The 14,279-nt window shown below is 43.9% G+C and carries 10 protein-coding genes; 3 read left to right on the top strand and 7 right to left on the bottom strand.

Annotated elements, in window-relative coordinates; translation table 11 throughout:
• Position 1: 1 nt before the first annotated feature.
• Positions 2 to 2,497: a replication restart helicase PriA gene (gene priA / locus U0035_RS09700; RefSeq protein WP_114792114.1), complete on the top strand. Its 2,496-nt coding sequence runs from the start codon at positions 2 to 4 to the stop codon at positions 2,495 to 2,497.
• A 134-nt stretch (positions 2,498 to 2,631) separates the two neighbouring features.
• On the opposite strand, the gene U0035_RS09695 is transcribed toward priA, so the two are convergent.
• The 3 genes from U0035_RS09695 to U0035_RS09685 form a co-directional block, all read right to left on the bottom strand.
• Entirely contained in the window at positions 2,632 to 4,077 is a 1,446-nt protein-coding gene (locus U0035_RS09695) for a sialate O-acetylesterase (RefSeq protein ID WP_114792113.1), read from the bottom strand.
• A 34-nt stretch (positions 4,078 to 4,111) separates the two neighbouring features.
• Positions 4,112 to 5,383, bottom strand: a complete 1,272-nt coding sequence (locus U0035_RS09690; protein WP_245957785.1) for a sulfatase-like hydrolase/transferase — start codon at positions 5,381 to 5,383, stop codon at positions 4,112 to 4,114.
• An 85-nt stretch (positions 5,384 to 5,468) separates the two neighbouring features.
• A complete protein-coding gene (locus U0035_RS09685) occupies positions 5,469 to 7,751 on the bottom strand; it encodes a glycosyl hydrolase family 95 catalytic domain-containing protein (RefSeq protein WP_114792111.1) in 2,283 nt (760 codons plus the stop codon).
• 178 nt (positions 7,752 to 7,929) lie between these two features.
• Here U0035_RS09685 and U0035_RS09680 point away from each other — a divergent pair, with 178 nt between their 5' ends.
• Complete coding sequence (locus U0035_RS09680) at positions 7,930 to 8,256, top strand: MmcQ/YjbR family DNA-binding protein (protein WP_114792110.1); 327 nt, start codon at positions 7,930 to 7,932, stop codon at positions 8,254 to 8,256.
• Positions 8,257 to 8,258: 2 nt separating this feature from the next.
• On the opposite strand, the gene U0035_RS09675 is transcribed toward U0035_RS09680, so the two are convergent.
• The 4 genes from U0035_RS09675 to cysM all read right to left on the bottom strand — a co-directional run bounded on the left by U0035_RS09675 (position 8,259) and on the right by cysM (position 12,691).
• Positions 8,259 to 8,819, bottom strand: coding sequence for a 2'-5' RNA ligase family protein (locus U0035_RS09675; protein ID WP_114792109.1), 561 nt, complete (start codon positions 8,817 to 8,819; stop codon positions 8,259 to 8,261).
• Positions 8,820 to 8,825: 6 nt separating this feature from the next.
• Positions 8,826 to 9,917, bottom strand: a complete 1,092-nt coding sequence (locus tag U0035_RS09670) for a mandelate racemase/muconate lactonizing enzyme family protein (RefSeq protein ID WP_114792108.1) — start codon at positions 9,915 to 9,917, stop codon at positions 8,826 to 8,828.
• 23 nt (positions 9,918 to 9,940) lie between these two features.
• On the bottom strand, positions 9,941 to 11,680 hold the full coding sequence (locus U0035_RS09665; protein WP_114792107.1) for a DUF885 family protein: 1,740 nt from the start codon (positions 11,678 to 11,680) through the stop codon (positions 9,941 to 9,943).
• Between the two features lie 129 nt (positions 11,681 to 11,809).
• Positions 11,810 to 12,691, bottom strand: a complete 882-nt coding sequence (gene cysM / locus U0035_RS09660; protein ID WP_114792106.1) for a cysteine synthase CysM — start codon at positions 12,689 to 12,691, stop codon at positions 11,810 to 11,812.
• 124 nt (positions 12,692 to 12,815) lie between these two features.
• On the opposite strand from cysM, the gene U0035_RS09655 reads away from it, so the two are divergent.
• A complete protein-coding gene (locus U0035_RS09655; protein ID WP_114792105.1) occupies positions 12,816 to 14,225 on the top strand; it encodes an FAD-binding oxidoreductase in 1,410 nt (469 codons plus the stop codon).
• The last annotated feature ends 54 nt before the right edge of the window (positions 14,226 to 14,279 follow it).

Genomic DNA, 14,279 nt, shown 5'->3' with positions numbered 1-14,279 from the left:
CATGCAGGAGCTGGAATTATACGAACCAACTAATACAAGAAAGGTTTTCGCGGAAATTATAATTCCGTTGGCGCTACCCATTAATTACACCTGGCTGGTGCCACAACATATGCTTCCGATTATCAAGGTGGGATGCAGGGTAGAAGTGAACCTGGGTAAAAATAAACGCTATGCCGGGATCGTAAAACAGTTACATCAGGAAGCTCCGGAATTTTTTGAAGCCAAAGAGGTATTGAATATCCTGGATGTTCAGCCTGTGGTGTACCCTCAGCAGTTACTGCTGTGGGAGTGGATGTCGGCCTACTATATGTGTACGCAGGGCGAGGTTATGGCGGCGGCCTTACCGGCGCATTTTAAGCTAAGCAGTGAATCAGTTCTGGTCTTTAATGAAGAAGCGGGTGAGGACTTTACAGAACTGGATAATGAAGAATACCTGGTAGCGGAAGCGCTGTTGATTAGAAAAGAACTAAAATTGCCGGAAGTACAGTTGATACTTGACTCATCTCACGTGTATCCGGTGATCAACCGTTTGATACAAAAAAGGATATGTTATGTATGGGAGGCGCTAAAGGAAACCTATACTCCTAAAAAAGAAGACTATATCTTATTGAGTACGGAGTACAGCTCGGAAGCCGCATTGGAGCTGTTGCTTAATGAAGACAAAAGATTGCAACGGGCTGAGAAGCAAATGGAGTTACTCCTGGCTTACCTGCATTTTCAAAAAACAGAGGGAGAAATTACCAAGTCGGCCTTACTTAAAAAATCAGGAGCAACAGATGCTCAATTAAAAGGGCTGATAGAAAAGGGCATATTGGTGGCAGAAAGGAGGGTGGTAGACCGTATAAAAAGAGGGGCGAAAAATATTGAAATTAATTTTAGTTTATCGGAAGCGCAGACAACTGCTTTTGAAGAAATTAAAACTTCGCTAACGGAGAAGCCTATCTGCTTGTTGCATGGCGTTACATCGAGCGGCAAGACCGAAATATATATCCGTTTAATAGAAGACTATATCAGGTCGGGTAAGCAGGTATTATATATGTTGCCTGAGATTGCGCTGACCTCCCAAACCATCAGGCGTTTGCAAAAGCATTTTGGCGGCCATATCGGTGTTTATCATTCCAGGTTCTCCCAAAACGAAAGAATAGAAATATGGAATAAAGTAAAAGATGGGGAGTTGAAAATAGTGTTAGGTGCCCGTTCGGCTCTATTCTTACCTTTTGGAAATCTCGGGCTGATCATATGTGATGAGGAACATGATACGTCCTATAAGCAAATGGAGCCCGCACCCCGGTACCATGCCAGAGATACGGCGATTTATATGTCTTCTTTATACGAAGATTGTAAAGTGCTGCTGGGAAGTGCTACACCATCTCTGGAGTCTTATTACAATGCTTCCAAAGAGAAATACGGGTTGGTAAAACTAATGCAGCGCTATGGCAACGTAGAGATGCCGGTACTGGAAATGATTGATACGCGCAGGTTGAAACCCAAAGATCCTAATGCCGCGATTTTAAGTGAGCCTTTGTGCAATGCCATACAAGCGTCAATGGACGCCGCAAAGCAGGTAATATTGTTCCAGAACAGGCGCGGATACACGCCTTATCAACGATGTAATGTTTGCGGTTGGATACCTCAATGCAAGCACTGCGACGTATCATTAACATTTCATAAATTTTACAATAAGCTGGTTTGCCATTACTGCGGAACCAGCTACGCGCCTATGCAGACCTGCGCAGCCTGTGGCAGTCACGACTTTGTACAGAGGCAATTTGGTACTGAACGTATTGAGGAAGTACTGCAGGAAATTTTTCCGCTGGCTAAAACGGCACGCATGGACATGGATTCAGTACGAGGAAAAAATGCACACGATCAGCTGATCCAGAGTTTTGAACAGCTGAATATCGACATACTGGTTGGAACGCAAATGGTGGTTAAGGGGTTGGATTTCGGGAATGTAGACCTAGTGGGTATTTTAGATGCTGATGGTATTTTATCATTCGCTGATTTCAGGGTAAACGAAAGAGCGTTCCAATTGATGGAGCAGGTAAGCGGCCGCGCCGGAAGAAAGCATGGTAAAGGAAAAGTATTGGTACAAACCTCGCAACCCAAACATCCCGTTTTGATGCAGGTGCAGCAACATGATTATGATGCACTCTATAACGATGAGATAGCTAAACGGGAACAGTTTTTTTATCCTCCTTTTTCGAGGATCATTAAATTGACTTTTAAGAACAAGATCAGGGAAGTAGTGCAGGACGCAGCCCAGATTTTTACAGGAGCTTTGTCTAACCGGTATAAGGACCATATTACCGGGCCGGCTGAACCTGTTATTAACCGGCTTAGAAACCAGTATTTAATGGAAATATTATTGAAATTGCCCCGTAATGCCAAAGCATTAGAGCAATGCAAAAAAGATATTCTCTACCAGATCGCCGTATTACACCAGGAGCCCAGGTATAAATCGGTAACGGTTATACCTGATGTAGACGGGATATAAGGGCCGCATTCGGTCTCTCTCTCAATGTACGATATACGGTGTATGGCTGCTCTCTACAGCTTTAATTGAATATTGAACGTTGAGGTCATGCATTATATCTCGATCCCGCATCCAGTATCCAGCGTCTTCCATCCCTACTTCACCTTACTTGTATCCACCGCCCAGTCATCTGTTCTGAAAGGAGCTACCGGTAAACCTTCCTTGCTGAGGATATTGGACATACCTCCATTACTAAAGGAAAACCTTACAGCTACAGGGTTTTTAACTTCAGGATTGGACGCAATCAACCGGTCTTTTTCTGTTTTAATAGATGCGGGCACAAATACCTGATCTGCCCCTGCGAGGTAAAACTCGGTAGCAGCTTTACCTGCATTTAGCTTAAAGCCGTTGGGAGCATTGTCAAAATATAAGTTGACCTTATTACCGGTTATCTGCATGCGGTTAAACAAGGGGCTTTTATAGCCTGCTATATTATGGCCATAAGTCTCTGCTAATGCATAATTGGCCAGCCGCAAAGCCACATCTTTTTTATTGGTGGGGTGAATGTTTTTAACATCATTTACCAGGTCTGAAATAACCACCATACCTGTGTTAGGCAGGTTAAGTACTTTCGCCTGTTGCTCGCGAATCAGGTTACCCACGTTATTATTGCCATAATTAAAGGGCGCTATCTGTACATAATAAAACGGGAAATCTTTTTTCCATGCCGCCCTCCAGCTTTGGATCATTTCAGAAAATAGCTGCCCGTAAGTAAAAGGCATTGCCGTATTACCCTCACCCTGGTACCAAATGGCGCCTGCAATAGAAAGGTTTAGTAGTGGATAGATCATGGCATTATAAGCATAACCGGGTGTTACAGGCCACCAGGGCACTGTTTTTTGCATGGCGGCAGATCTGGCCAATACTTCATTATTATTTACTTTTTCTGCCGGCGTCCATGTTTCAGCAGGTGTACCACCCCAGCTCGTATTGATTACGGCAACCGGTACGTTGAGCTTTTGCTGCAGTTCCTTTGCAAAGAAATAAGCGACAGCACTAAAGCCTTTTAAGGCATCAGGCCCCGAAACCTTCCAGCTCCCTTCTATATAATCCTGCGGGTAGGGCGAGGTTGTTTTAGCCACATGAAATAACCTGATATTGTTGTTTTGGCTATGAGGCATCTCGTCAATAATTTGCTGAAGCTTTTGTATACTGCTCCATTCCATATTGGACTGGCCCGAGCATACCCATACTTCTCCGATCATGATATTTTCCAGCACAATAGTATTTTCTCCTTTTAAGGTGATGGTGTAAGGCCCCCCAGCTTCAGGAGTTTTGATATTCAATTTCCACCTGGCGGTACCATCGGCTGTCACTGAATCCTTATGATTATCCCACGATGTAGTTATGTAAATTTTCTCAGCTGGGTTGGACCAACCCCATAAGGCTGTTTCACTTTTTTGCTGGAGCACCATATTGTTTCCAATAATGTTGGGTAGTCTTATCGCGCCAAAAGTGGTATACGATACAGTAAGTATAAAGCAAATGAACAGAGCGCTCAATAATTGTTTAGTGAAAAACCGGGGCTTTATTACAATCATTATTCAAATATTTTAAAGGCCTGAAGTTAAGGCTTTATTTGCCTTTGGGAAACTCTTCGAATAATTGTAAAAGATGTTCTTTCTCCTGAGTATATTGGGGATTCTCAAAAAGATTGACCCTCTCGGAAGGATCCCATGAGAGGTTAAATAACTCTTTCAATTGATCGTTATCTTTTCGGGTAATTCGCAATTTCCAGTCCCCGTCTTTTACACCTTCCAATACGGTATTGTGATAGTAAATAGGACGGTGCGGCTCGCTGTAATTTTTAGTTGTAAGAAATCCGGATATAGATTGGCCATCTAAGGTATTGCCCGGTAGCTTTGATTTTGTCCATTCGGCCAGGGTAGGTAACACATCAAGATTGGAAACGGGTTTCAATAACACTTCATTCTTTAAAGTGTGCCCCTTCCAGTACACGATAAAAGGTACACGATGTCCGCCTTCATACGAGAGCGCCTTCCAGCCTCTGAAGATACCTGCAGCGCCTACATGATAGGGCTGACTGTAACCATCGTCATACATTCTTTGTGGAGCATTCTGCCAGGGACCATTGTCACTGCTGAATATAAAAATTGTGTTATCCGCTTGCCCGGCCTGCTCAACAGCTTTCCATATCCTGGATAATCCTTCATCCATATCCTCTATCACATCACCCAGTTCACCACCCGCCGAACTTTTTCCCCGTTTCTTCATCGCTGCAAATGCAACCGGTAAATGTGGCATGTTATGAGCAAGGTAGAGAAAGAAGGGCTTTTTATTTTTAGCAGATTTAGTAATAAACCCCGTTGCTTCTTTTACATAAAGATCATTCAATACGCTGTCGGCTGGTTGATAGATTTCGGGGGTGGTGTTTCTGAATAGCTTAATTACCGTATCCGTTTTTACATAAGGGCTTCTATAATCATGACTGTACATCATCCCATAAAAAAAGTCAAAGCCTTGTTTATTAGGCAGGCCGCTGCCGTAATCTCCCACATGCCATTTACCCACAGCGCCGGTTGTATAGCCATTGGGTTTTAATATTTCTGCAATAGTTATTTCATTTTCGGGCATGGTTATTTTATTGCCGGGGCCAATAACATAAGTGATGCCGGACCTGGTGCAGTATCGGCCTGTTAGCAGCGATGCACGGGAAGGAGAACAAATAGGAGAGGTGGTGACGAAATTAGTAGCCATCACACCATTGCGCGCCATTTTATCGAGGAACGGAGTTTGTATTAAGGGGTTGCCATAACAACCAATATCGCTATAACCCATATCGTCGGCCAGTACTAAAATGATATTGGGCTTTTTTTGTGCAAACAATCTGGAGGTTGTTATACTTAGCAGTAAAATGATGATCAGGCGCATGGTTAATTCGTTAATATGCTATGTTGATTGTTTACAGCGATTATTCATACCCGTTTTCAATGGTAATGGTTTGCCCTTTTTTCATGTTAACAGAAATGACACCTTGCTCGCTGGTATTGAACAAGGACATGGGAATACTTCTGGTTATCCATGTTCTGAAAGGAAGTTTTATCCTTAATAAACCTCCCTTTTCGGCAGTTATTGTTATAGCAACAGGAACGCCATTTTCTTTTTGAGCAGAAACGATAAATGCACCTTCTGCTCTTAATCGTTTAAATGAAACATCATTCCAGCTGCGCGGAACTGCCGGAAAGACTTCGATATAACCATCGCGGCTTTGCAACAGTAACTCCTGAACGCCCTGGGCAAAGGCAAAATTACCCTCCAATGTAAATGGCCGGTAAGTAAAGCTGGAGTGCTGTCCTCCTTTCTGATCACCATTAAGGTGAAAGCTGTTAGGTGAACAGAAGTTAGAAGCAAATATCTGTAACTGTTTCACCGCTTTATTGGCTTCATAGGCCCTGGCGTACAGCGAAGCCATCCAGCTAAAGGAATAGCCACACCAGGCACTGGTACCCTTTTCTTCAATTCTCTTCAGAGAGTTTTGGATAATATCCTTGTCTTCCTGTTTATTGATATCCAAAAGTGCAAGGGGGTAAACAGCCATATAAGAGGACATATGCCGGTGCGATGAATGGAGGTCCTGGCCCGGGGCAATGGTAAAGCCGGTTGCATTGGTTTCATAAGCCGGTAACTGAGCCGCTATTTGTTTCCAATGTGCTGCTTCTGCAGTTTTGTTGGATGCAAGTGCCACCTCGGCTGCTGCTTTAAACAAGAACTGTACAAGGGCCAGATCGAAATTGCTCCATTGGGTAAACCAGGCAGTAATCGCATTGTCATTGTACTCCGGACTGGAGCTTAGAGGCAGCATTCTTTTGCCATCTTTTAAGAAAGTTATTTGTTCCATGTAAGTAGCTACATCATGTATATAGGGATAGGCCCTGGTTTGCAGAAATGTGTTATCCATTGAATATTTCCATTGCCAGTAAAAATGTTGCGCGCACCATGCCCCAACTGTCGGACCTAGTGAATATTGTATCCAACCTCCCATAGGGTCTCCGCTAAGCGTGGCCACACCAGGCACGTTCAAACCCTGTACACCAAAATACTGCCTGGTATATTGCTCGTTTTTCTTTTTATTATTCCAGAGCCAGTTGATATAGCTTTCTCCTTCTTTTAAACGGTTGGCTGTGTATACAGGCCAGTAACTGAGTTGCGTATTCAGATCATTATGGAAATCGCCTTTCCAGGGGGGCAAACTTCCGTTGTCCGCAGTCCATACGGCCTGCAGTGTTATGGCAGGGGCGTTAGGACGGGAAACGGCCCCTAGTTTATACATTTCAAGATAGTACTGTTTTTCGATCAGGGAATCAGGCACTGCAATAGAAGATTTTGACCAGAAGTTTTTCCACCAACTGATATGGCTGGTCCAACTGGTGGGCTCTTTATGGGTTGTATTTAAATCAGGCGCCTGTGCCTTTTTATCATTGGATATAACCCATTGGCCAATGATGCGATTGCCCGGAAATTTTTTCCAGCTGATCAATACTTCAAAGTAGTGGCCATTGTAAGTTGGCTGATGATAACGGATGCTGTTGTTGGTTTTAACCACAGCGCCTTCAGCATAGCCCAGTTTGCCTAATCCTTCGCCTGCATGGCTGTTGTCTTTATCCCGGGATCCGCCCTTATTATAAGAGTGCACGATTAGTTTTGGCGCCAGCAGGCTTACTATATCCGGATGTTTCTTTTTATCAATATGTTCAAACGAGAAATATCCCAGTTCTTTGCCGGCATGTATATAGGTTTTGAACAGTATGCCGCTTTCAAATTGAACCGTATTTAATGCCGTGGTAATATCCAGCGTATTGGAAATTACCTTTCCTAAGGAAGAGATGTCAAATTCGATTGCCGCTGCGGGTAACTTTGTAGGATATGGGAACGCATCGTAAGGTTGGTCGCCCAGGCGATGTGCAGAGTCATAGGTTTTATTTTTTACCCACCGCTGCACATCAGTGAAATTAAAAGTAGAAAGATCCAGTGCTTTTCGCTCATCCCAAAGATCCGCCCGGTCCAGCGAAAGCCTTAAGTTGCCTTGCTTCTGCCATACCAGCGCCCCAAGCATACCATTGCCTAAAGGAATAGCTTCATCCCAGCGACTGGCCAGTTGATCGAAGTTAAGGTTATGCTGTGGCAGAGGTTGTGCAATTAAACGAACTGCAAAACATAGCGTTAACAATACCAGGAATATAGACGCTTTTCTCATTGAATATACATGTTAATACAATATAGATCATTACTTTCTTGCTCAATCAGCATATTGGGGTTTACCTGCCAGTATATAAAAAAACAAGTTACAGCGCTGATAAACACATCAAGTTAGTATTTTTATGGAGAAGGTTTAAGTGCAAACGGTTGCATATGACTGTATTAATTTTTTTTTGATGAATATAGAAAGTATCAGAAATTATTGTTTGGGCAAAGCGGATGTTGAAGAGACCCTGCCCTTTGGTCCGGATACATTGGTGTATAAGGTAAATGGCAAGATATTCCTGCTGATGGGCATGGATAGTGAACCCCTCTCTTTCAATGTAAAATGCGATCCCGATCTGGCGCAGGAGCTGAGGGAAACCTATACCTGTGTACAGCCGGGTTATCATATGAATAAAAAGCATTGGAACACCGTTACGGCTGATGGGTCGGTGCCGTTTAAACAATTAAAAGAGTGGATTGATCACTCTTATGAGCTGGTGGCTAAAAAAAAGAAATAATACTATGCAGTCGCCAACGGTTTGGATGCAATGACGTTCCATTGAGTGCCATTGTGTTGAAGCAGGTGCACTGCATTGATCTCAAACTGTTCTTCAAATGCTTTATGGCTGTATTCAGCCCATGCTTTTTCAAAATGATCCGGCGTCAGGTCGCGATAGGCCACCGTCATATGGGGTACAAATTTCTTGTCAACTGGTTGTATGACGAAAGGCGCAAATCCTTTAAAGCTTTGAATAAGGTTATGCTGCAGGAGGCTTAGCGCCGTATGGTTCACAGGCTTAATGAATATAACGGGATGTAAGTTATTGGGGAAAGCGCCAAACCCATTTAATGCTATTGTGAATGCTCTTTGTGCCGGCTTAAAATCCTCAAACCACTTCAGTAACGACTCGTGTAGCTCCGGAGGTATAATGAAAGGAGCTTTCAACGTGATATGCGGCATCACTTTCAATGCCCTGCTGCTATTAAAACGTTGAGCAAAGTCCAGCTCGATCTTTCTGACTTTATCCTGCAGCTGCCGGTGCGGAATGGCGGCTATAAAATACAGGTTATCCCTTGACATATCGAACTACCATTTTATTTCCTGTAAGTGCTCATCCAAAAAACGGAAGCCCCAGCCGGGCTGGTTGTGCGGATAGGCAAAGCCATCTTTCACCAGCATAGGATTGTCAATTAACGGATCAATCCAGTCAAAGCTTTCCACACCCACGCCGTTAGGAATACTGCATACCAACGGAACATCATAATCTTTGTAATAGTGCGGCAATACCGGCAGGTGATGAGCATGCGCTAATGCAGCGCTGGCCCGCCAGGCTTCTACACCGCCAATCCTCAGAATATCGGGTTGCCATATATCTAAAGCGTTTTTGGCAATAAGTTCTTTCAGTGGCTGAACATTATATTCGCGTTCTCCCATCGCCAGCGATATACCTGTTTGTTGTTTCAATGTTTTGTATCCTTCAAAGTTTTGATGATGTAAAGGCTCTTCAAACCAGTAAATATTCAGTTCCCTTGCTTTGTTCGCCAGCTGTATGGCCTCAGGTAACTGCATGCCCTGGTTGGCGTCCATCATAATATTTAAATCGTCTCCCACCGCATCTCTCACCAGTTGCAGGCGCTCCGCATCTGTTTTCCAGTTGGGAGAACCTACCTTTATTTTTACGGCTTTAAAGCCGCGCGCTTTATAGTTGGTTACTTCTTCAATTAGTTCATCAGTACTATACGATAGCCAGCCACCACTACCATAAATAGCGCACCTGTCTTTATGTGTACCCCATAGTTTCCATACAGGCTGTTCGAGCGATCTGGCCCAGGCGTCCCACATGGCAATATTAATGGCGGCGGCGGCCCATTTATTGAGGCCATCAGTCCCAAAATATTCAGACTCATGATAGAGGAGGGATTCGGCCTTGCCGGTTTCAAATGCCTCCAATCCTACCATATGAGGCAATGCATCCTTTAATGCGCCTAGTATCGCATTGGGTGAATATTGAAAAGACAGTAAATAACTTTCACCCATAACGCCGTTATGTAAATGCAGCCGTAATACTAAAAATGATATTTCATGCAATGTATGCGTAGCATCGGCAATAGGTTTTTGAAGCCTGGCTTTTGTTTTGAAAATTTGATAAGATCTTATTTTAGTAGAAGAAGCACTCATATTGAACGATAATTTTAATCATGTTATTTGTTGTAAAATCTCCAGTTGGTTTTGAAATCTTTTTTCAGGTCTTGGTTCATTAAAATAGCCCTGAGCATTTCAAGCGGCATACTGTTTTCCCTCAGGATGGCATCGTGGTATTGCTTGTAGCTCATTTTCTTTGTATCAACCAGTTCTTTTTTTAAAGCATAAAACTGGAGTCCGCCGATCATATATGCAATCTGGTAAAGCGGGCCATATCCGCCAGTAAAAGACCGGCGTACTTCGCCTTCAGCATTCGCCCTTTCATGGCCTACCCGGTCCACTAAAAAGTCGATGCATTGCCGCGGTGTCCATTTGTTCAGGTGGTAATTTAAAGAGAAGATGATACGGGCACAGCGATGCATGCGCCAGAACAGCATACCAACGCGATCTTCGGGCCCCCTGGGGAAATTAAGATCCCATAAGATGAACTCCCAGTACAACGCGTTCCCTTCGTGCCAGAACGGAGTGCCGAAGTCACGATAGGTTTTGTAACGGTTATTCATAAAGCCCTGTAAATGATGACCGGCTATTAACTCATGATGTACCGTGGCCCGGGAGAAATGCGGATTATTACCCCGCATGCTCATCAGCTTATCATCATGGGCCATTTCGTCTGTAGGATAGGAGATCATTAATGTTTCTCCGCCCAGGAAGAAGGGGCTTACCAGTTGTTGCCGGGGTGACATCATCGTCATGCGCCATGTTTCTTCAGCAATGGGAGGGATAGTTACCAGGTCATGTTTCTTTAAAAAATCAACCGACTGGTTATACAATTCCAGCATGGCTTCCGGCTGTTTCCCTACGGGCACATAGCTGTTCTTCACTTTTTCCTGTGCGGCCTTCCAGTTGGTTCCAAACCCCATTTCTTTAGCAGCTTTCAGCAGTTCAGCATCGCACCAGGCAAATTCCTTATTAGCGATATCTACCAGCTCTTCCGGCGTATAAGGAATGAACTCCAGCTTCAACTGGCGTATCAGCTCTTCACGGCCAATGGGGTTGCCGATAATACCGCTGCCGTCATCTTTCTGAACACCATTGGTAGTGATCTTTTTAGACAATGCCGTCGTGTATATTCCCAAAACACTGTCTAATACGTTATAGCTCTTAGGAACCCACCAGCTAAACAGGGGATCGTAACCATTATAAAAATTAAAGTAATTTTGTAGCAGGGCCTGTAAGGTTTTTGCTGATCCGGATGCCGTTAAAGCCTGGTCTTTTTCAAGAGCCGGACTATTTTCCAGCTTTTTAATGAGGGCTTTTATTTCCCCGCTCATGCTATTCATTTCCCTGGCTACTTCTTCTCCTTTTACCGAAATACCGCGTCTTCGGGGTGTATACATTTGAAGGATCCTGTCAGAAAATGGCAATAGGCCTGCTATCTCGCTGTATGTTTTTTCTTCTTTTTTTAATTGATAGCGCTGGTCTTCCAGTTGATTTTTAAATAGGATATAATCTACTTTACCGTTAACATTCATCGTCTCAAAACGCATTTGCTCTAATTCAGACAAGTAGCTGCCGATCAGTTTCATCAGGCGTTCTCTTCGTTCGGGAGTATTAAAACCAGTTTCACTCCGCCATCCATCGCTGCTTCCATAAAAACGCAGGATGCTTCCTTTATCGGCATTATAGCGAACCATGATATCATGTACTTCGCTGGTTTGCAGATAGAGATCAGCGGAGTTTTGAGAAAAAGCAGTGCAGCATGCCAGCAGCAGGCAAATGGTGAGGAACCTTTTCATTTATAAAACTTTAGTAAGGCGTGAAGATAAATTCTTCTGCTGAACTGAAGTATTTTTATTGGTATAGTTATGTAAAAATGCGGCACCAAAGGCGCCGCATCAACAATGATTTTTATGATAGACTAACTACTAATCGAACAAATCAGAAGATAAATACCGATCGCCTCTGTCGCAAATAATACAAACAATAATACCCGACTCCAGTTCTTTTGAAAGCTCAATGGCTGCATGTACGGCGCCGCCGCTGCTCATACCCGCAAATACGGCTTCTTCCCGGGCCAGTCTTTTTGCCATGGTGCGGGCATCAGACTCATCCAGTTCGATTACCCGGTCAATACGGCTTTTATCGAAGATCTTGGGCAAATAGGCTTCCGGCCATTTACGTATGCCGGGGATGCTGGAGTTGTCTGTTGGCTGGCAACCCACGATCTGTATATCAGGATTCACTTCTTTTAAATACCTGGAAACACCCATAATAGTACCCGTTGTACCCATTGAAGAAACAAAATGTGTGATCCGGCCTTCGGTATCTCTCCATATCTCGGGCCCTGTGGTTTTATAGTGCATACCCGGGTTATCCGGATTACCAAACTGGTTAAGCATCAAATAACCGCCCGATTTTATTTTATCGTTTGCGTAGTCAATAGACCCCTCCATACCTCTTTCTTTGGGGGTGAGTGTTACTTTGGCGCCAAAAGCCTGCATCGTCAATACCCGTTCCCGCGTGGCACTTTCAGGCATTACCAGCTCAATATCAATTCCAAACAGGTTAGCAATCATCGCCAAAGCAATACCCGTATTGCCGCTTGTTGCTTCAATTAATTGAGTTCCGGGTTGAATCTCTCCCCGGTCTAAAGCTCCCTTGATCATGCCATAGGCGGCCCTGTCTTTCACACTGCCGCCGGGGTTATTCCCCTCCAGCTTGGCATATATTTTTACATTTTTATTTACCGCTATTTTTGTAAGCTCTACTAAAGGTGTATTGCCAATCTGGTCAAGTATTCCGGCCATTTTTTTTATTTTGAATGCTTCAAAGATAAGTATGTTAAATTTATCGACTATCCGGCTTCACTGCCCCCGGTTCTTTTACCTGTCACTATATTTAGCTTAAAAGTAAAAAGGTATATTTACACCGATGGAGCATTTGCCAAACAGAATAACAGCAGACCTTATAGAATCGTTCAAATCAATAGTAGGAAACGAATATTTTTTTGCTGATGACGAATCGTTGCTGCGCTACAGCCGTGACGAGACGGAAACACTGAGCTTCAAACCGCATGTAGTATTAAAGCCCGCTACGTCACAGGAGATTAGTGCTGTACTTAAAATATGCAATGAGCACCAGGTACCGGTTACCCCAAGAGGTGCGGGGACTGGTTTAACCGGCGGTGCGCTTCCGCATTTAGGGGGAGTGGTGATTTCTACCGAACGGCTGAACAAAATTTTGGATATTGATGAGCGCAACCTGCAGGTAACCACCGAACCCGGAGTGATCACTGAAGTATTACAGCGGGCTGTTGCGGAAAAGAGTTTATTTTATCCGCCTGACCCGGCTAGTAAAGGTTCCTGTTTTATAGGCGGTAATATCTCAGAAAACAGTGGCGGCCCCAGGGCCGTAAAATACGGCGTAGTAAAAGATTATGTCTTAAATCTGGAGGTAGTATTACCAACGGGTGAAATTATATGGACCGGCGCCAATGTTTTGAAGAATGCCACAGGTTATAATATTACACAACTGGTAGTAGGCAGCGAGGGTACTTTGGGCATCGTTACTAAAATTGTATTACGCCTGATTCCTTTGCCAAAATACGATGTACTGATGCTGGCTCCTTTTGCCAACCTGGAAAAGGCCTGTGAGGCTGTAAGTGCTATATTCAGGGCAGGGTATACACCCAGTGCGCTGGAGCTTATGGAGATCAATGCGCTAAAGGTTGTGAGCAGTATGATAGATAATCATGCGATGCCGGTTAACGACCATACGGAAGCTCATTTATTGATTGAGGTAGACGGAAATGATACTGACGTATTACTAAAAGAGATGGAACAAATTGCAGGCGTATTGGAGCACTTTGAGGCTGGGGAGCTATTATTGGCTGAAGACGCGCAGCAGAAAGAAGAACTTTGGAAATTACGCCGCAAGGTAGCAGAGTATGTAAAATTGGCCGGTTACACCATAGAAGAAGATGCGGTAGTGCCACGGGCAGAACTGCCTAAGCTGATCAGGGGATTAAAAGTTCTGGGCAGGCAACATGACTTTGATGCAGTGGCTTACGGACATGCGGGCGACGGTAACCTGCACATCCGCATCAAAAAAGAAGGTGTTCCCAATAGCTATCAAAATCCCGAAATGGATACTATCGTGCGGGAGTTGTTTGCTTTAATAAAGCAATTAGGCGGCACTATCAGCGGAGAACATGGCATTGGGCTTATTCAAAAAGGATTTATGGATATTGTTTTTGAAGAACGCCAGCTGCAGATTATGCGGGAGATCAAAAAGGTATTCGATCCTAATAATATCCTGAATGCCGGTAAAATATTTGATTAAGATGTTAAATTGCCGGCCAGATTAGCTGGTGTATACAGCCCTGAAAAATATATA

The sequence above is a fragment of the Niabella yanshanensis genome (assembly GCF_034424215.1).
Taxonomy (GTDB): Bacteria; Bacteroidota; Bacteroidia; order Chitinophagales; family Chitinophagaceae; genus Niabella; species Niabella yanshanensis.
The sequence above is the reverse complement of the archived record's forward strand: the minus strand, read 5'-3'. Positions and strand labels throughout refer to the sequence as shown.